The organism is Ramlibacter alkalitolerans (assembly GCF_016722765.1).
Taxonomy (GTDB): Bacteria; Pseudomonadota; Gammaproteobacteria; order Burkholderiales; family Burkholderiaceae_C; genus Ramlibacter; species Ramlibacter alkalitolerans.
The window spans coordinates 325,543-344,246 of sequence record NZ_JAEQND010000005.1; the positions used below are offsets into that span (position 1 = coordinate 325,543).

Genomic DNA, 18,704 nt, shown 5'->3' on the forward strand with positions numbered 1-18,704 from the left:
CAGGCGCAGGCTCTGGCGCTCTGCTCTTGGCAGGCCGCTCAGACGGCCAGGCGCTTGCGCCCCTTGGCGCGGCGGGCGTTGATGACGGCACGGCCGCCACGCGTCTTCATGCGAACGAGGAAACCGTGGGTTCGCGCGCGGCGCACTTTGGAAGGCTGGTAGGTGCGTTTCATGTTGGTTCTCGGGGAAACCCGGCATTCTCGCAGAAACGGGTGCCCCCGGCAATCAACGGGCATGTCAAGACCCTGCATGCGGACTGTCGGGCCATGCGGGGGCGGCTTTGTGGATAAGGTGTAGACGCCCTAGAATGCCCTGTTTCGTGCGCGAAAACTAATCCACAGGAGCGACGGGGCAACATGAGCGAGGGGCAATACAGCAGGCTGGCGGCCGCACCCAGTCTGGAGGCCGGTGACAGCCTCTGGCAGGCATGCGTGGAACAGCTCGCGCAGGACCTCCCGGAACAGCAGTTCAACACCTGGATCAAGCCGCTCGCGGCGCAGGTCTCCGAGGATTTCTCCAAGGTCACGCTGCACGTGGCCAACCGCTTCAAGCTCGACTGGATCCGCGCCCAGTACGCCGGCCGCATCAGCGCCGTGCTCGAGAAGCTGTATGGCCAGCCGGTGCAACTTGAGTTAGCGATCACTCAGCGCGAAAACAGCACCAGGACTTACTCCACGCCGTCCGTGGTGGCCGCCAATGCACCCGTCGCGGAGCCCACGGACATCGAGGAAGACGCCGCTTCGTCCGCCTTCAAGACCCGCCTGAACACCGCCCTGACCTTCGACAACCTGGTCGAAGGCACCGCCAACCGCATGGCGCGGGCGGCCGCGATGCACGTCGCCGGCACCCCCGGGCAGCTCTACAACCCCCTGTTCATCTACGGCGGCGTGGGCCTGGGCAAGACGCACCTGGTGCATGCGGTGGGCAACCGCCTGCTGGCCGACCGGCCGCAGTCCAAGGTGCTCTACATCCATGCGGAGCAGTTCGTTTCCGACGTCGTGAAGGCCTACCAGCGCAAGACCTTCGACGAATTCAAGGACAAATACCACTCGCTGGATCTCCTGTTGATAGATGACGTGCAGTTCTTCGCCAACAAGGACCGCACCCAGGAGGAGTTCTTCAACGCCTTCGAGGCCCTGCTGGCCAAGAAGAGCCACATCGTGATGACGTCGGACACCTATCCCAAGGGCCTGGCGGACATCCACGAACGCCTGATCTCGCGCTTCGATTCCGGCCTCACGGTGGCCATCGAGCCGCCCGAGCTGGAAATGCGCGTGGCCATCCTGATCAACAAGGCCCGGCAGGAAAACGCCGAGATGCCCGAGGAAGTCGCCTTCTTCGTGGCCAAGAACGTGCGCTCCAACGTGCGCGAGCTCGAAGGCGCGCTGCGCAAGATCCTGGCCTATTCGCGCTTCAACCAGAAGGAGATCTCGATCGCCTTGGCGCGCGAGGCCCTGCGCGACCTGCTGTCGATCCAGAACCGGCAGATCAGCGTGGAGAACATCCAGAAGACGGTGGCCGACTACTACAAGATCAAGGTCGCCGACATGTACTCGAAGAAGCGCCCGGCCTCGATCGCCCGCCCGCGCCAGATCGCGATGTACCTGGCCAAGGAATTGACGCAGAAGAGCCTGCCGGAGATCGGCGAGCTGTTCGGCGGCCGCGACCACACGACGGTGCTGCATGCGGTGCGCAAGATCTCGGCGGAGCGGCAGCAGCTGACGGAGTTGAACCAGCAGCTGCACGTGCTGGAGCAGACGCTGAAGGGATGATGGGGAGAGGGGTCGGCGTCTGGCAGGTCGTTGTCCGTCACCCCCGCGCGGGCGGGGGCCCAGAGCACGCGCGCAGCGCGTGAAGCAGCCCCCGCAAGCCCTGGATTCCCGCCTTCGCGGGAATGACGCGGGAAGAGGCGCGGGAATGACGCTCCCCCCCTGCCAACCCCCGGTAAGCCCGCGTCAAAACAGGCGAAAATACGTATTTCCGGCCACCGCCGAAGACCAGAACTGAATCACGAACAGAGGAAGACATGATTGTCCTGAAGGCAACGCAAGAAAAACTGCTCTCGGTGCTGCAGTCGGTGGCTGGCATCGTGGAAAAACGGCACACGCTGCCCATCCTGGCCAACGTGCTCCTGCGCAAGACCGGCAAGGACATCCAGTTCACCACCAGCGACCTCGAGATCCAGATCCGCACCACCGCGGACATGGACGGCGACGCCGGCAGCTACACGACCACCATCGGCGCCCGCAAGCTGATCGACATCCTGCGCACCATGCCCAGCGACCAGACGGTCACGATCGAGTCGAACCAGAACAAGGTGATCATGAAGGGCGGGAAGAGCCGCTTCACGCTGCAGACGCTGCCGGCCGAGGACTTCCCGCTGGTGCAGGAAGCCCCGAGCTTCGGCCCGGTGTTCTCGGTGCCGCAGAAGACACTGAAGGACCTGCTGAACCAGGTCTCCTTCGCGATGGCGGTGCACGACATCCGCTACTACCTCAATGGCATCCTGTTCGTGGCCGAGGGCAAGCAGCTCTCGCTGGTGGCCACCGACGGCCACCGCCTCGCCTACGCCAGCGCCACGCTCGACGTCGAAGTGCCCCGCCAGGAAGTGATCCTGCCGCGCAAGACGGTGCTGGAACTGCAGCGCCTGCTGTCGGATGCCGAGGGCGCCATCGAGATGCAGTTCGCCAACAACCAGGCCAAGTTCGCCTTCGGCGGCATGGAATTCGTGACCAAGCTGGTCGAGGGCAAGTTCCCCGACTACAACCGCGTGATCCCGAAGAATCACAAGAACGCCGTCACCCTCGGCCGCGCGCCGCTGCTGGCCAGCCTGCAGCGCACCGCGATCCTCACCTCCGAGAAGTTCAAGGGCGTGCGCCTGAACCTCGATGGCGGCACCCTGCGCGTGGCCAGCAACAACGCGGAGCAGGAAGAGGCGGTGGACGAACTCGACATCGACTACGGCGGCGAGGCGATCGAGATCGGCTTCAACGTCACCTACCTGATCGACGCGCTGGCGAACATGGACCAGGACATGGTGAAGATGGAACTGGCGGACGCGAACAGCAGCGCGCTGATCACGATCCCCGAGAACCAGAGCTTCAAATATGTGGTGATGCCGATGCGCATCTGAAGCACGCCTGGCGGTGTCCGCAGGCTGGTGGTGACGCGCGAAGCGCCGGAACCCCGGCTCTCCCCACACCGTCACCCCCGCGCAGGCGGGGGCCCAGGGCACGCGCGCAGCGCGTGAACCTCCCCGGAAGCCCTGGATTCCCGCCTTCGCGGGAATGACGGGGACGATCCCGGCCTCCGCCGGGATCACAGGAAAGCAAGACAAAGCAGCTTATGGCCCAAGATCAAACCCCCGCCCTCCCGGGCAACGGCGACTCCGCGTCCAACGGCCAGCCGGCCGTGCCGCCCGCCGGGCTCGGCGACTACGGCGCCAGCTCGATCCAGATCCTGGAAGGCCTGGAAGCGGTGCGCAAGCGCCCGGGCATGTACATCGGCGACACCTCCGACGGCACCGGCCTGCACCACCTGGTGTTCGAGGTGGTCGACAACTCCATCGACGAGGCCCTGGCCGGCCACTGCGACGACATCGTCGTCACCATCCACACCGACAACTCGATTTCGGTCGTCGACAACGGCCGCGGCATCCCCACCGGCATCAAGTGGGACGACAAGCACGAGCCCAAGCGCAGCGCCACCGAGATCGCGCTGACCGAGCTGCACGCCGGCGGCAAGTTCAACCAGAACAGCTACAAGGTCTCCGGCGGCCTGCACGGCGTGGGCGTGAGCTGCGTCAACGCGCTGTCGAAGATGCTGCGCGTGACGGTGCGCCGCGAAGGCAAGGTCCACGTGCTGGAGTTCTGCCGCGGCGTGCCCACGCTCACCGGCGAGGTGCACGAGGAGCAGGACCCGGTCACCCGCGAGCCGGTGCTGATCCGCCCGATGCACATCCTGGGTGAGACCGACAAGCGCGGCACCGAGGTGCACTTCCTGCCCGACGCCGAGATCTTCAAGGAAAACGCCGACTTCCACTACGAGATCCTGTCCAAGCGGCTGCGCGAACTGAGCTTTCTGAACAACGGCGTGCGCATCCGCCTGCTCGACGAGCGCAGCGGCAAGGAAGACGACTTCGCCGGCGCCGGCGGCGTCAAGGGCTTCGTCGACTTCATCAACAAGGGCAAGCAGGTCCTGCACCCCAATGCCTTCACGGCGATGGGCGAGAAGCAGAGCGACCAGGGCACGATGATCGGCGTGGAAGTCTCCATGCAGTGGAACAGCGGCTACAACGAACAGGTCCTCTGCTTCACCAACAACATCCCGCAGCGCGATGGCGGCACGCACCTCACGGGCTTCCGCGCCGCGATGACGCGCGTGATCAACAAGTACATCGAGGAGAACGAGCTGGCCAAGAAGGCCAAGGTCGAAATCTCCGGCGACGACATGCGCGAGGGCCTGACCTGCGTGCTGAGCGTGAAGGTGCCCGAGCCCAAGTTCTCCAGCCAGACCAAGGACAAGCTGGTCTCCAGCGAGGTGCGCGGCCCGGTCGAGGACGTGGTGGCCAACAAGCTGGGCGAGTTCCTGCAGGAGCGGCCCAACGACGCCAAGATCATCGTCGGCAAGATCGTCGAGGCCGCACGCGCCCGCGAGGCCGCGCGCAAGGCGCGCGAGATGACGCGCCGCAAGGGCGTGCTCGATGGCATGGGCCTGCCCGGCAAGCTGGCCGACTGCCAGGAGAAGGACCCCGCCCTTTGCGAGATCTACATCGTGGAGGGCGACTCCGCCGGCGGCAGCGCCAAGCAGGGGCGCGACCGGAAGTTCCAGGCCATCCTGCCGCTGCGCGGCAAGATCCTGAACGTGGAGAAGGCGCGCTACGAGAAGCTGCTGACCTCCAACGAGATCGTCACGCTGATCACGGCGCTGGGTACCGGCATCGGCAAGGCCGCCGTCGAATCGGGCAAGAGCGGCGTCGACGACTTCGACGTGGCGAAGCTGCGCTACCACCGCATCATCATCATGACCGACGCCGACGTCGACGGCGCGCACATCCGCACGCTGCTGCTCACGTTCTTCTATCGCCAGATGCCCGAGCTGGTGGAGCGCGGCCACATCTACATCGCGCAGCCGCCGCTGTACAAGGTGAAGGCGGGCAAGGAGGAGCTGTACCTGAAGGACGGCACCGAGCTCGATGGCTTCCTGCTGCGCATCGCGCTGCAGGGCGCGAAGGTGGACACGGGTGGCGCCAACCCCACCGTGCTGCAGGGCGAGACGCTGGCGGAACTGGCGCGCAAGCACCAGGCGGCCGAACGCGTGATCGATCGCCTGTCCGGCTTCATGGACGCCGAGGGCCTGCGCGCGATCGCCGACGGCGTCGCGCTGAACCTGGACACGGTGACCGAGGCCGAGGCGAGCGCGGTGAAGCTGCAGGAGAAGCTGCAGGAACTGGATCGACTGACCAATGCGGCTCCGGCCGAAGTGGCGGGCGAGTTCGATGCGCGCACCGACAAGCCGATCCTGCGGATCTCACGCCGGCATCACGGCAACATCAAGTCTTCGGTGATCACGCAGGACTTCGTGCACGGTGCCGACTACAAGGCACTGGCCGAAGCGGCGGACACGTTCCGCGGCCTGCTGGCGGAGGGCGCGCGCGCGATCCGCGGCGAGGGCGAGAAGGCCAAGGAGGAGAAGGTCGGCGACTTCCGCACCGCGATGAAGTGGCTGATCGCGGAAGCCGAGCGGACGACCTCGCGCCAGCGCTACAAGGGGCTGGGGGAGATGAATCCCGAGCAGCTGTGGGAGACGACGATGGATCCGAACGTCCGTCGCTTGCTGCGCGTGCAGATCGAGGATGCGATCGAGGCGGACAAGGTGTTCACGATGCTGATGGGCGATGAGGTGGAGCCGCGGAGGGACTTCATCGAGACGAATGCGTTGAGGGCGGCGAATATCGACGTGTAGGGCGGGGCGGTACGACCGGTGTCACCTTGACGCGTCACAAGTACCCACCGGACATGAAGAGAAGCAATCTGCCTGGTGGTGTAGCCGGCGGAGCGATTTGCAGGTAACTGGTCCACTTCCTAGATATACGCTCTGGGAGCGAGAATGGCGACACCGACGATGTGGATGGTCAGAGCCGGAGAGCGTGCTTGGCGCATCGAAGATTTCGAGCGTGAGAGTCTAGTCAGCATCGGTTGGCAGGAGATGGGCGATATGACCGCCCTGCGCACGCGCGAGGAGTTTGTGCGGCAGGTCGAGCGGTCGTACCCGGAAGCCAAGAAGGCATGGATACCCGGGGCCGCTGGGCAAGCGTTCCGCTTCGTCCGGGAGATCAAGGTCGGGGACGCCGTGGTGACATACAACCCCGCGGAGCGCGCCTACCTGGTCGGCACCGTGACAGGCAACTACGAGTACGCCGTTGAGCTCTCGTCGGAGCAACCAAACCTACGTCGCGTTAAATGGAGAGGACGAGTCGCTCGCGATCAGCTGTCGGTCGCGGCGCGCAACAGTCTGGGCGCCATCTCAACACTTTTCGTCATCCCGCCCGACGCGGCGGCAGAAATCGAAAGGTTGTTGATTAGTCAGCCCGAAGCTCCTTCCGCCGCTCGGAGGGCGGCAGTTGCGGATGAAGGCGTCGACGACCTCTACAAGGACATTCAAGCCAAAGCGTTCGAGTTCATCAAAGACAAGGTCAGCCAACTTGACTGGGAAGACATGCAGGATCTTGTTGCCGGCCTGCTTCGGGCGATGGGCTACAAAACACGCATCTCACCCAGCGGCTCTGACCGCGGCAAGGACATCGTCGCCTCGCCGGATGGCTTTGGATTCGAGGACCCGCGCATCGTTGTCGAGGTAAAACATCGGACGGCAGCCATGAGTTCGCGTGAGATCCGCAGCTTCCTCGGAGGCCGACATGAAAACGATAAAGGTCTCTATGTCAGTACGGGCGGCTTTACCAAGGATGCGCGCTATGAGGCCGAGAGAGGCCGCATCCCGGTGACGCTTCTGGACATGGATGACCTCGTCAAGGCCTTGCTGGAGCACTATGAGCGTATGGACATCGATATGCAGCGTCTGATTCCCCTTCGGAAGCTGTACTGGCCTGTATAGGCTCATTCGGTGACGCTGGGCGGTCGGCTCCGCGGACCCGCTGATCGCAACTATTCGGCGCCAATCCGATATCCTGATCGCTGACGCTTACTCGCTATGCGAGTAAGCCGCAGATACAAGGTATGCAAGTATCCGTGCCCGATCGGACGGCCTCTCCTCACGCCTGCCAGCATCGGCCGGATCCTGCGATCCGCCCGCAATCCAAGGGACCGAGCCAGACGCAGCTGACCGCCCGCGCGGGGTCAGCCAAGCCAGGCTCTCCGCGCTGGAGCGCATCTTTCCTCTTCGCTACTCCTGCTGCGCGCCGACCTTCCTTGTCGCCTCCCGGGCGTCAATCTGGTGTTCTTCCTTCTCACCGTCGAAGTTCCCTTGCGGCGGCTGCTCTCTCGTCACATCAACGGCCTGCACCGGCGTGACCGCTGCCACTTCCTCCGGCTTCAACGCCAGGAACTCCTCGTCCGACGGCTGATGTTCGATCGGCGCTTGCGCCTTCACCTCCGCGTGCTTCTTCACCGGCGCGGCGGCCGCAGCCACCTTCTGAGCCGCCGGGGCGCCGCGCCGCTGCTTGCAGAACACACCGAGGTCCGACATGGTCATGAACGTCCCTGGCCCGAACTTGTCCGGCACCGTATCGCCCAGCGGCATGGTCAGATTCACCGGCGCGGTGGAAGTCTCGAGAATGAGGGTGCCGTCCGCGCGGTGCACGCTGTAGCACGTCGCCTGCGCCGCGCTCGTCGCGACCAATGCTGCCGTCACTGCCCATGCCTTGCTGTTCATGTTTCGTCCTCCTGGGAATCGACAGGATTCCGCCGCGCGGTGCACAGGTCAATCGATCGGTCGCGGAAAGGACACGACGGCGTGTTCCGCGCGACGAGGCGCGTTCAGGCGGGGACAGGCGGTGGTTGATTGATACTGGATGCAACCGCGGACATGCCCGGAGATGGGAGGGATAGAAGGTGCCACGATCGTCCTCGAACTCGTACGTCGAAAGGCTCGAAGACCATCGGCTGGTGCAGGCGAGCACGGGTGACCGATCGAGAACCCAGGCAGAACTTGCGCGACGTGCTCTAATCCGGCGCAGTTTCTCTCCACGCGGCACGATCCTCCAATGGGGCTCACCGAGTACCAGGTCAAGCTCAGTCGCCTCGTCGTGAATCGAAGCGCAGGCCGAACGAGCCCGCACAAAGTATGCATGCTGCTCGCGGTGCTCGACCTCGCCCGGGCCGGTGCTTTGAAGCAAAACCGCATCCTCTTCGCTCCCCCGCTGCTGGAGCGATACAACACGTTGTTTGCCGCGGTGCGGGCTCCCGGGGATCACCCGAACCCGTATTTCCCCTTCTTCCACCTGGCCGGTCGGCTACGTGGTGGTGACGCAAGCTTCTGGCATCTCTCGCCGCTGCCGGGACGCGAGGCCGTCCTGGCCGCGATGTCCACCGCTCGGGGCACCACGGACATCACTGCGAACATCGCGTTCGCCGATCTCGACCAGGAACTGTTCGAACTTCTGCAAGACCCCGTCAACGTCGAAGCACTCGCCGAAAGCGTCACAACCTACTGGCTCGATCGAGGACTTCAGGAACTCCGCGTGGTTGCTGCATCAAGCGGTCAGTCCAGTGTCTACGAACGCAGGTTGCGTTCAGGCGACGCCGCCGGCGTGACAGAGCAAGCCCCACCTGAGTACGTTCGCAGCCCCGCGTTTCGGCGACTGGTCACTGAGGTGTATGACTACCGCTGCGCGGCAACTGGGGTGCGCATCCTGCTTCCCACTGGAGAAGCCATGGTGGAGGCGGCGCATATCCATCCCTTCGCTCAAGCTGGCGATGACGACCCGCGAAACGGGCTTGCCTTGACGCCCGACATGCACTGGGCCATGGACAAGTTCCTCATCGCCCCTGGCCCCGACCTTCGATGGCATGTCAGTGAGGACCTGGACGATCGGGTTCCGGATTACGAGAGATTTGTCGCGCTGCGAGGAAGGAGTCTCCTGTTGCCGCCGGAAAGGCGCCATGCGCCGAAAGAGTCTTCGCTCGCCTGGCGACTCGAACGTCTTCGTCGCGCCACGTAGGCGGCGCGGCTACACGCCTTGTGCTCGACGCACAGATGGTCCTCGTGGAGACTAGCCCCCCATGAGTCGCGCCTTCTACTCCGCGCCAATTCACGCCTTCCTCGCTGAGCACCCGGAAAAGATCCTGGGTGCGCTTGCGCGTGCTTCCGGCTTCACGGTCGAGGGGCAACAAGGCCATGCCTGGGACGAGCAGATCAGGATTCTCAAGCAGATCCTGCCGCCATACTCCGATGCCGGCAACGTGTTCTTCGAATACGCGGTACCGCGCCTGGGGCGGAGGATCGACGTCGTCGTCATCATCCGCAGCATGCTTTTCATCCTCGAGTTCAAAGTCGGTGAAAAGCACTTCGCGGAGCATGCGCGCGATCAGGTGTGGGACTACGCCCTCGATCTCAAGAACTTCCACGAGACATCGCACGACAAGGTCCTTGTCCCCATCCTGGTCGCGACTCGCGCAGAGCGACGTCCCATTCGCCTCGAGAAAAGTGCAATCGATGACGGCGTGTTCAGGCCGGTCTTCGCCAATGAGGACTCCCTTCCCGGTGCGCTTCAGGAAGCGCTGAACTGGGCTCCTCCCGGCGTGCTCCGCGGAGGAATGGGACGGCGGCAGGTACAAGCCGACGCCAACGATCGTCGAGGCAGCCATGGCGCTGTACGCCGGCCACGGTGTCGCCGAAATATCCCGGCGCGACGCGGATCACAAGAATCTCACCGCAACGACCCAGGCCATCGAAGCTCTCGTGGCAACCTGCAAGGCGCAGAAAAGGAAGGCTGTCTGCTTCGTCACGGGCGTTCCAGGTGCGGGCAAGACTCTCGTCGGCCTGAACGTGGCGACCATGCACGCAGAGGCGGGCGAGTTGCACAGTGTCTTCCTCTCCGGGAATGGCCCCTTGGTGAGCGTGATGCAGGAGGCGCTCGCACGCGACCAGGTACGCCGCGAAAAGGAAGCGGGACGGCTGATTCGCAAGGGCGAGGCGATAAGCCGCGTCCGGGCATTCGTCCAGAACGTCCACCACTTCCGGGATGAGTACCTCAGGGATCAAGCTGCCCCGAGCGATCACATCGCCGTCTTCGATGAAGCGCAACGCGCATGGAATCTGGAGCAGACGTCCACGTTCATGCTCAGGAAGAAAAACCGCGCTGGCTTCTCCATGTCAGAGCCGGAGTTCCTCATCTCCTGCATGGACAGACATGACGACTGGGCCGTGATCATCTGCCTGGTGGGAGGGGGCCAGGAGATCAACACGGGGGAAGCGGGGATCGCCGGATGGCTGCAGGCGGTCGAGCGCTCTTTCCCGAAGTGGGAGGTACACATCTCGCCGCAGTTGCGCGACAGCGAATACGGGTCGGCCGCGATGATCGACGACGTCGCGCGCCACTGCCTGGTTCGCCCGAATCCGGATCTTCATCTTTCCGTGTCCATGCGGTCGTTCCGGGCGGAGAACGTATCCACCCTCGTGAAGCGGATCCTCGATCTAGACCGGCAGGCAGCCAGGGAACTTCTGCTCGAGGTGAAAGAACGTTATCCGATCATCCTGTGCCGCAGTGTCCCGCGCGCGAAGGATTGGTTGCGACAGCAGGCGCGCGGCTCGCAGCGGTATGGCATCGTCGTTTCCTCGCAGGCCTACCGCCTTCGCCCCCATGCGATCCATGTCAAGGCCCCAGCGGATCCCGTCCACTGGTTCCTCCACGACAAGGACGATGTCCGATCATCTTTTTACCTGGAGGACGTGGCGACCGAATTTCAGGTGCAAGGCCTGGAGCTCGATTGGGCGGCCGTCGTGTGGGACGGCGACCTGCGGCTCACTGGCAGCCAGTGGGGGCACTTCTCGTTTGTGGGTTCCCGTTGGCAGCGGGTCAACGCGCTGGAACGTCAGAGGCATCTGAAGAACGCCTATCGCGTGCTGCTGACGCGCGCACGGCAAGGCATGATCATCGTCGTGCCGGAAGGGGACGATGCAGACCCGACGCGGAGTCCGGCGTACTACGACGAGACGTTCACCTACCTCGCGAGCATCGGCATCCCGATCCTGGCGTCGAACGAGGCGGATGGATGCGCTTCGACGCAGGCCGTGCCTGCCTCGAGCAAGTGATCTCTGGCAGGCACAGCGTCGCGGGTCGCCATCGCCTTTCCGAGCTCATTTCGTTGAGCCGCATCAACTCTCCACCCTTGCGCCAGGCGCATGCTGGATGTTCCCTCGCCCCAGGAGCCCCTCATGAACCCCGTCACGGCATGGCACGACGAGCACGCCTACTTCGGCCGGCTCCTCGATCTGCTGCAGGAGGAGGTGGACCGCCTGTACGCAGGGGAGTCGCCCCATTACGAACTGGTGCTCGACATCGTGGCCTACCTGCGTGACTACAGCGACCAGGTGCACCATCCGCGCGAGGACGAAGCCTTCCGGCGGCTGGCGCGGCGCTGCCCCGAACTGCAGCCGACCATCGCGCGCCTGCAGCAGGAGCACCGCGTGATCGCCCAGTCGGGTGTGCGCCTGCGCGAGCTGGTGGAGGAGGCGGCCGTCGACGCCGTGGTGCCGCGGGCGCAGATCGAGGCGGCCGCGGCGACGTACATCGTCTACTACCGCAGCCACATCGCGACCGAGGAGCAGGAGATCCTTCCCGCCGCCGCGCGCGAGCTGACCGACGTGGACTGGACGGCGGCGCGCAACGCGGCGCCATCCCGGGCCAACCCGCTGGCTTCTGACGGTGCGGGCGAGCGCTTCCGCAGCCTGCGCCGGCGCATCGCATCGGAGGCCGGTCATGCGCCGCGCACCCTCCAGTGTTCGACGTCGGCCTGGCGCGCGCTGACCCTGCGCGTCTGAGGCCGCCGCCCCAGCACCTCCCGCTGCCGACCGCGGATCTCCGCGCGCGCCGGCCGGCTGCTGGCTCAGCGCCAGATGCTGGCAGCGCCTAGGCGCTGACGATCACCTGGAAGCCACCGAAGATCATCCGCTTGCCGTCGAAGGGCATCGGGTTCATGGCCTCCATCCGCGGGTCCGCCATCACCTTCTTCATGCCCTCGTCGCGCACCGCCTTCGAGGGCCAGGTGATCCACGAGAACACCACCGACTCGTCCTCCTTGCGCTGCACGGCCATCGAGAAGGAGGTGAGCTTGCCCTCGGGCACGTCGTCTCCCCAGCACTCCACGACGGACAGGGCGCCGAACTCCTTGAACAGCGCAGCCCCGGTTTCGGCAATGCGCCGGTAGGCGTCCCGGTTGGCGGTCGGAACGGGTATGACATAGCCGTCGACATAGTTCATCCGTTGTCTCCTTGGCAAAGACGCGGCGGCGGCAAAAGACGCCGCCCGCAGACAGACGACGAACGAGAGTGGGTGTTTTCGACGGGCCCGGCGGGGAGGGTTTCCCCGGATTCGGGGGATCTTCCCCGCGCCGCTCGCGACCCGGGCGGCGGCAAGTGCGGAAAAAGCACGGCCCCGCTCGACGGTAAGATTGTGCATATTGGCTTACACCTTGCATGATGCAGGCTGCCGCCCCGCTCCGGGGCGCCCCTGGGTCCGAACCGTGTCGACGCGATTGCCCCCCGCCCGCAACCTGGTCGCCGTCTGCCTGGCCACTTTCGTCCTGGCGGCGGCGCTCCTCATGGCCTTCGGCAGTTCCACGCCCCTGTGGTACGCCAACGCCGTGGGCGTGGTCGCGCTGCTGCGGCATCCTCGCCGCACCTGGGCCGTGCTGCTGCCGGCCATCTATGGCGTGGACGCCCTGGCCCTCGCGCTGTTCGGCGAGGCACCCGCGCTGCTCTACGCGGGCTGCCATGCCATCGAGATCGGGCTGGTCGCGTGGCTGATGCAGCGGTTCGCCGACATGCCGGGCCCGCTGCTGGAGGGCACGCGCTTCGCGCGCATGGCGGCCGTCTTCGCGCTGGTGCCGGTGCTCAGCGCGGCTGGCGGTGCCCTCCTCGGCGCCGGGATCGGTTCGCCGTCCTTCGCTGCCGTGTTCCAGGACAGGTACCTGGCCTCCACGCTGGGGCTGCTGGTGGGCGGCGTGAGCCTGGTGGGCTGGACGGAGACTGCCCTGCGCGAAGCCTTCCTGCAGCACCTGACCCGCCGGCGCACGGCGATCCTGCTGGCCGGAGCGCTGGTCTGCGCCCTGCTGGTCCACGAGCGCGCCCACCAGGCGGCGATCTTCCTCACCTTCCCGCTGATGTTCGTGCTGACGTGGTATTTCGGGCTGCTGGGGGCGACGATCGGCCTGCTGCTCACCACCGTGTCCGCGGTGATCGAGACGCTCCAGGGGCACGGCGCGTTCACGCTGCTGGCACCCCTGGGCAGCAGCATGGAGGAGCGCCTCGAAACGGTGCAGCTCTACCTGGCGGCCCTGCTGCTGTCCAGCGTGCCGCTGGCTGTCCTGCACGAAAAGCAGAAGGTGCTGATGCAGCGCGCGCACAGCGCCGCCCAGGCCCGCAGCGAATTCCTCGCGGCCATGAGCCACGAGATCCGCACGCCGATGACCGGCGTGCTCGGCATGGTGGACCTGCTCGGCGCCGAGGACCTGACGCCGCGGCAGCACGGCTACGTGACGACGATGCGGAATTCGGGGCGGCACCTGCTGTGCGTCGTCAACGACATCCTCGACTTCTCGCGCATCGAGAGCGGCCGCCTGGACCTGGAGCGCTCCGAATTCGAAGTCCCCGGCCTGGTGGAGAGCGTGCGCTCGATGATGCATCCGCTGGCGGCGGAGCGCGGCATCGAGCTGGAGATCGAGCTCGCGTCGCCCTTCCCGTCCAAGCTGATCGGCGACCCCCTGCGAACCCGGCAGGTCCTGGTGAACCTGATCGGCAACGGGATCAAGTTCACGAACGGCGGCGAAGTGCATGTCCGCATCGAGCGGATGCCGGGTGACGCGCCGGACTCGGCATGGCTGCGTTTCGAGGTGCGCGATACCGGCGTCGGCATCGAGCCCGCGCAACTGGAAGCCCTGTTCGCGCCCTTCATCCAGGCCGACAGCTCGATCTCGCGGCGCTACGGCGGCAGCGGCCTGGGCCTGGCCATCAGCAAGCGGCTGGTGGAACTCATGGGCGGCCGCATCGGCGCCGAAAGCACCCCCGGCGTCGGCAGCGTCTTCCACTTCGAGCTGCCGGTGCAGGTCGGGCCCTTCCTGGCGCCGGCAGTCGACGGCAAGGTGGACCCGCCCGTGCCGGAGCCCTTGCACATCCTCGTCGCCGAGGACGTCGAGACCAACCGGCGCATCCTGCAGGTGGGGCTGGAGCGCCAGGGGCACACGCTGGTCTTCGCGGCCAACGGCGCGCAAGCCCTGGAGCAGGTCCAGTCCGGTGACTTCGACCTGGTGCTCATGGACGTGCAGATGCCGGTGATGGACGGCGTGGAGGCCACGCGCCGCATCCGCCGGCTGTCCGGGCCGGTGGCGTCCGTCCCCATCCTCGGCCTGACGGCCAACGTGATGGCGCGCGAACGCGAGCAATACCTGGCGGCGGGCATGAACCATTGCCTGATGAAGCCCTTCGACTGGACGCAGCTGGCCGAAGTGCTGGCGCAGCACGCCAGGGGGCGTTCCGGGCGGCCGCAGCGGAGCGCAGGCGCGCAGTCGCAGGCGGCGGCGCCCGCGCAGCCGCAGTGCGCGCCGGCCGTGCTGATCGATGCATCGACCCTGTCGGCGCTCGGCGGCATGGCCGACCAGGACCACCTCGCCTCCCTGCTGCAGCGCGGCCTCGACAGCTTCGGCCCGGCCTGCGCGCGCATGCTGGAGCCGGCCGCCACCGCCGAGGATGTGCGGCGCGAGGCCCACCACATCCGCGGGACGGCCGGCATGCTCGGCCTGTGCGCGATCTGCGAGCAGGCAGCACGGCTGGAGGCCGAGCCGCAGGCCGCCGACCTGCCCGAGCAGGTGGCCGCCCTGCGGGAGACCATGGCGCGCAGCGGCGAGCTGTTGCAGCTGCGCGGCCTCATCGCGGGAGCTGCGGCGGGTGCGCAGTTCGACGCGGCCACGGCCGGGGTTTCCCTGGACACCGCGGGCTGAGGCCCGGCCGCCAGCCGCGTTTACCCGCAACCCGCCGCCGGGCCGCCGGGCTAGCATGGCTTCGTGCCCCCCGACCGCGCCATGCCCGTCCCTCCCCGGATCCCCCCCACCCCGACCATGCAGGACCGCCGGCAGTTCCAGTTCGCCGAGCTCGACCGATGGCTCAACGAGCGCCGCGTCACCGAGATCGAGTGCCTCGTGCCGGACCTCACGGGCGTCGCCCGCGGCAAGATCCTGCCGCGCGAGAAGTTCACCGAGGACCGCGGCATGCGGCTGCCCGAAGTCGTGGTGGCGATGAGCGTCACCGGGGAGTACCCCAGCGAAGGGCCGTACTTCGACGTGGTGAGCCAGAACGACGCCGACATGCACCTGGTGGCCGACCCTTCGACGGTGCGCATCGTCCCCTGGGCCGCGGACCCGACGGCGCAGGTGATCCACGACTGCTACGACCGCAACGGTCGCCTCGTCCCCTTCGCGCCGCGCGCGGTGCTGCGGCGCGTCTGCGAGCTGTTCGACCGCAAGGGCTGGGTGCCGGTCGTGGCGCCGGAACTGGAGTTCTACCTGGTCGCCCGCAACACCGACCCCGACCAGCCCCTGAAGGCGCCCATCGGGCGCAGCGGCCGCGCCGAAACCTCGCGCCAGGCCTACTCCATCGACGCCGTCAACGAGTTCGACCCGCTGTTCGAGGACGTCTACGACTACTGCGACAAGATGGAGCTGAACGTGGACACGCTGATCCACGAGGTCGGCGCCGGGCAGATGGAGATCAACTTCTTCCACGCCGCGCCGCTCGCGCTCGCCGACGAAGTCTTCCTGTTCAAGCGCACGGTGCGCGAGGCGGCGCTGCGGCACGACATGTACGCCACCTTCATGGCCAAGCCGGTCGCCGGCGAACCGGGCAGCGCGATGCACGTGCACCAGAGCCTGGTGGGCAAGGAGGACGAGCGCAACCTGTTCAGCAACGAGGACGGCACGCCCAGCAAGGAGTTCTACTGGTACATCGGCGGGCTGCAGAAGTACATTCCCGCCGCGATGGCGCTGTTCGCGCCGTACGTGAACAGCTACCGGCGGCTCGCCCGCTTCACCGCCGCCCCGATCAACATCCAGTGGGGCGTGGACAACCGCACGGTGGGCATCCGCTCGCCGGTCTCGACGCCGCAGGCGCGTCGGGTGGAGAACCGGGTGATCGGCGCCGATGCCAACCCCTACGTCGCCCTGGCGGCCACGCTGGCCTGCGGCTACCTGGGGATCGAGCAGCGCATCGAACCCACGCCGGAGTGCAAGGGCAACGCCTACCAGAGCGCTTTCGAGCTGCCGCGCAGCCTGGGCGAAGCCGTGTCGCTGCTGCGCGCCGCACCGGACCTGGCGGAGGTCCTGGGCAAGGAGTTCGTGACCGTCTACACCGAAATCAAGGACCTCGAGCACGAGGAATTCATGCGGGTGATCTCGCCCTGGGAGCGCGAGCACCTGCTGCTGCACGTCTGACCGCAGGAGCCGCCATGACCGCCAATCCGCCCCCGGCCCGCATCGGCGCGCCGCCCTTCGCCGGCCGCACCACCCGCGAGTGGCAGGCCGCCGATGCCTCGCACTTCCTGCATCCGTTCACCGACCACCAGGCGCTGGCCAGCAAGGGCGTGCGCGTGATCACGCGCGGCGAAGGCGTGTACGTGTGGGACAGCGAGGGCCAGCGCATCCTCGACGCGATGTCGGGCCTGTGGTGCGTCAACGTGGGTTACGGACAGGAGTCCCTGATCGAGGCGGCGACGCAGCAGATGCGCACGCTGCCCTACTACAACGCCTTCTTCCAGACCACCACGCCGGCGGCCACCGCGCTGGCCGAGCGGCTCGCGGCGCGGACACCGGAGTCGTTCCGCCACGCCTTCTTCTGCGGCTCCGGCTCGGAGGCGAACGACACCGTGATCCGGCTGGTGCGCCGCTACTGGGACCTGATGGGGCAGCCGCAGCGCAAGGTGATCATCTCGCGCCTGAATGCGTACCACGGCTCGACGATGGCCGCCGCGTCGCTCGGCGGCATGAGCGCCATGCATGCGCAGGGCGGCCTGCCCATTCCGGGCATCGTGCACATCGACCAGCCGCATTACTGGGCCCATCGCCACGGGGCCGCGCAGGGGCTGGACCGCGAGGCCTTCGGCCTGCTGGCGGCCCGCTGGCTGGAGGACAAGATCGCCGAAGTCGGCGCCGGGAACGTCGCCGCCTTCATCGGCGAGCCGGTGCAGGGTGCCGGCGGCGTGATCGTGCCGCCTTCGACCTACTGGCCCGAGATCCAGCGCATCTGCGACCGCCACGGCATCCTGCTGGTGAGCGACGAAGTCGTCTGCGGCTTCGGGCGCACCGGCCAGTGGTGGGGCTGCGAGACCTTCGGCACGAAGCCGGACCTCCTCACCTTCGCCAAGGGCGTGACCAGCGGCTATGTGCCGCTGGGCGGCGTGATGGTGGGCGAGCGCGTCGCCCGGCTGCTGATCGAGCAGGGCGGCGAGTTCGAGCACGGCTACACGTATTCGGGCCACCCGGTGGCCTGCGCCGTCGGCCTGGCGAACCTGGACCTGATCGAGCGCGAGGACCTGGTGGCGCGCGTGCGCGAGGACACCGGCCCCTATCTCGCGCAGCAACTCGCAACACTGATGGAGCACCCGATGGTGGGCGAGGTGCAGAGCTGCGGCCTGATGGCCGCCGTGCAGCTATGCCGCAACGTGCCCCTGCGCGAGGCCTTCGCGCCGGAGATCGCGATCGGCATGGTGTGCCGCCGGCACTGCTTCGACAACGGGCTGGTGATGCGGGCCGTGGGCGACCGCATGATCGTGGCGCCGCCGCTGGTGATCACGCGCGGGCAGATCGACGAGATGTTCGCCCTGGTCCGGCAGGCGCTGGACCGCACGCTGGCGGAAGCGCGTGCGGCGGGGTGGCTGTCCTGAATCGATAGGCTTCAGGCGGCCTGCCGGGCTTCCAGCTTCACCCGGGCCGGCCCGGCCGGCTGGATGCAGCCGGCAGCGTGCAGCAGCCGCACCGCGTGCCGCAGCCGCTCGCGCGCCTCGTGGCGCAGGCACGCCGCCTCGCGCAGCAGGGACGGCGAAGGCCCTGCGCTCACCCCGCGCTCGTAGCGCGCCCAGGTGTCGTGCACGTCGCGTTCGATCAGGCGGGCGGCGGCATCGGCCGCCTTCCACGCGTCGTAGGCGTCGTCGATCGGGTCCACGACACGGATCTCGTCGGACCCTTCCGGCCGCGCCCGCTGCGCGCTGCTCCACACTTTTGCCATTCTCATGCCAGGTCCGATCTCGGTGAAAGGTGGGGCAGATGCCGGTGAGCCATCTGCCCCTGCAAGACCCCGGAATGAACCGGGGCCTGTGCAACGGGTTGCCCGCAGGCACTTCACGCGCCGCTGGCTGATCTGTTGCAAGAGCTCATGCAAGCATCGGGCCTGCCTGGGCCGGTGGCTTTCGCGCCGGTTTCCGCGGCCTTGGCGGGGAAAGTCTGGGGAAATGGGGAACCCGGTCTGGGTGATTAACCCCAATC

The 18,704-nt window shown here is 66.7% G+C and carries 14 protein-coding genes; 10 read left to right on the top strand and 4 right to left on the bottom strand.

Translation table 11 applies throughout. The features are described 5' to 3' along the window. Nucleotides 1–38: 38 nt before the first annotated feature. Nucleotides 39–173: a 50S ribosomal protein L34 gene (rpmH, locus tag JI746_RS10910; protein WP_027101598.1), complete on the bottom strand. Its 135-nt coding sequence runs from the start codon at nucleotides 171–173 to the stop codon at nucleotides 39–41. 183 nt (nucleotides 174–356) lie between these two features. Here rpmH and dnaA point away from each other — a divergent pair, with 183 nt between their 5' ends. From dnaA to JI746_RS10930, 4 genes are all read left to right on the top strand, one after another. Beyond that, on the top strand, nucleotides 357–1,772 hold the full coding sequence (dnaA, locus tag JI746_RS10915; protein WP_201689394.1) for a chromosomal replication initiator protein DnaA: 1,416 nt from the start codon (nucleotides 357–359) through the stop codon (nucleotides 1,770–1,772). 254 nt (nucleotides 1,773–2,026) lie between these two features. Beyond that, nucleotides 2,027–3,133: a DNA polymerase III subunit beta gene (gene dnaN / locus JI746_RS10920; RefSeq protein WP_201689395.1), complete on the top strand. Its 1,107-nt coding sequence runs from the start codon at nucleotides 2,027–2,029 to the stop codon at nucleotides 3,131–3,133. A 212-nt stretch (nucleotides 3,134–3,345) separates the two neighbouring features. Beyond that, complete coding sequence (gene gyrB / locus JI746_RS10925) at nucleotides 3,346–5,964, top strand: DNA topoisomerase (ATP-hydrolyzing) subunit B (protein WP_201689397.1); 2,619 nt, start codon at nucleotides 3,346–3,348, stop codon at nucleotides 5,962–5,964. A gap of 144 nt (nucleotides 5,965–6,108) precedes the next feature. Continuing rightward, nucleotides 6,109–7,113, top strand: coding sequence for a restriction endonuclease (locus JI746_RS10930; protein WP_201689399.1), 1,005 nt, complete (start codon nucleotides 6,109–6,111; stop codon nucleotides 7,111–7,113). A 288-nt stretch (nucleotides 7,114–7,401) separates the two neighbouring features. Here JI746_RS10930 and JI746_RS10935 read toward each other — a convergent pair whose 3' ends face one another. After that, nucleotides 7,402–7,890: a hypothetical protein gene (locus JI746_RS10935; RefSeq protein WP_201689401.1), complete on the bottom strand. Its 489-nt coding sequence runs from the start codon at nucleotides 7,888–7,890 to the stop codon at nucleotides 7,402–7,404. A 415-nt stretch (nucleotides 7,891–8,305) separates the two neighbouring features. Here JI746_RS10935 and JI746_RS10940 point away from each other — a divergent pair, with 415 nt between their 5' ends. The 3 genes from JI746_RS10940 to JI746_RS10950 all read left to right on the top strand — a co-directional run bounded on the left by JI746_RS10940 (nucleotide 8,306) and on the right by JI746_RS10950 (nucleotide 12,000). Next, nucleotides 8,306–9,178, top strand: coding sequence for an HNH endonuclease (locus JI746_RS10940; RefSeq protein ID WP_201689403.1), 873 nt, complete (start codon nucleotides 8,306–8,308; stop codon nucleotides 9,176–9,178). Between the two features lie 644 nt (nucleotides 9,179–9,822). Continuing rightward, entirely contained in the window at nucleotides 9,823–11,271 is a 1,449-nt protein-coding gene (locus JI746_RS10945; RefSeq protein WP_201689405.1) for a DUF2075 domain-containing protein, read from the top strand. A 123-nt stretch (nucleotides 11,272–11,394) separates the two neighbouring features. Next, complete coding sequence (locus tag JI746_RS10950) at nucleotides 11,395–12,000, top strand: hemerythrin domain-containing protein (protein ID WP_201689409.1); 606 nt, start codon at nucleotides 11,395–11,397, stop codon at nucleotides 11,998–12,000. A gap of 88 nt (nucleotides 12,001–12,088) precedes the next feature. Here JI746_RS10950 and JI746_RS10955 read toward each other — a convergent pair whose 3' ends face one another. Beyond that, nucleotides 12,089–12,439 (bottom strand): DUF1428 domain-containing protein, encoded by a 351-nt coding sequence (locus JI746_RS10955; protein WP_201689410.1) that lies wholly within the window; start codon nucleotides 12,437–12,439, stop codon nucleotides 12,089–12,091. A gap of 274 nt (nucleotides 12,440–12,713) precedes the next feature. Between JI746_RS10955 and JI746_RS10960 the strand changes: the two genes are divergently transcribed. The 3 genes from JI746_RS10960 (at nucleotide 12,714) to JI746_RS10970 (ending at nucleotide 18,106) form a co-directional block, all read left to right on the top strand. Beyond that, complete coding sequence (locus JI746_RS10960; protein ID WP_201689411.1) at nucleotides 12,714–15,173, top strand: ATP-binding protein; 2,460 nt, start codon at nucleotides 12,714–12,716, stop codon at nucleotides 15,171–15,173. Between the two features lie 117 nt (nucleotides 15,174–15,290). Continuing rightward, complete coding sequence (locus JI746_RS10965) at nucleotides 15,291–16,658, top strand: glutamine synthetase family protein (protein WP_201689545.1); 1,368 nt, start codon at nucleotides 15,291–15,293, stop codon at nucleotides 16,656–16,658. Nucleotides 16,659–16,672: 14 nt separating this feature from the next. Then, nucleotides 16,673–18,106: an aspartate aminotransferase family protein gene (locus JI746_RS10970; RefSeq protein ID WP_201689413.1), complete on the top strand. Its 1,434-nt coding sequence runs from the start codon at nucleotides 16,673–16,675 to the stop codon at nucleotides 18,104–18,106. 11 nt (nucleotides 18,107–18,117) lie between these two features. Here JI746_RS10970 and JI746_RS10975 read toward each other — a convergent pair whose 3' ends face one another. Beyond that, on the bottom strand, nucleotides 18,118–18,453 hold the full coding sequence (locus tag JI746_RS10975) for a hypothetical protein (RefSeq protein ID WP_201689415.1): 336 nt from the start codon (nucleotides 18,451–18,453) through the stop codon (nucleotides 18,118–18,120). Nucleotides 18,454–18,704 lie beyond the last annotated feature (251 nt).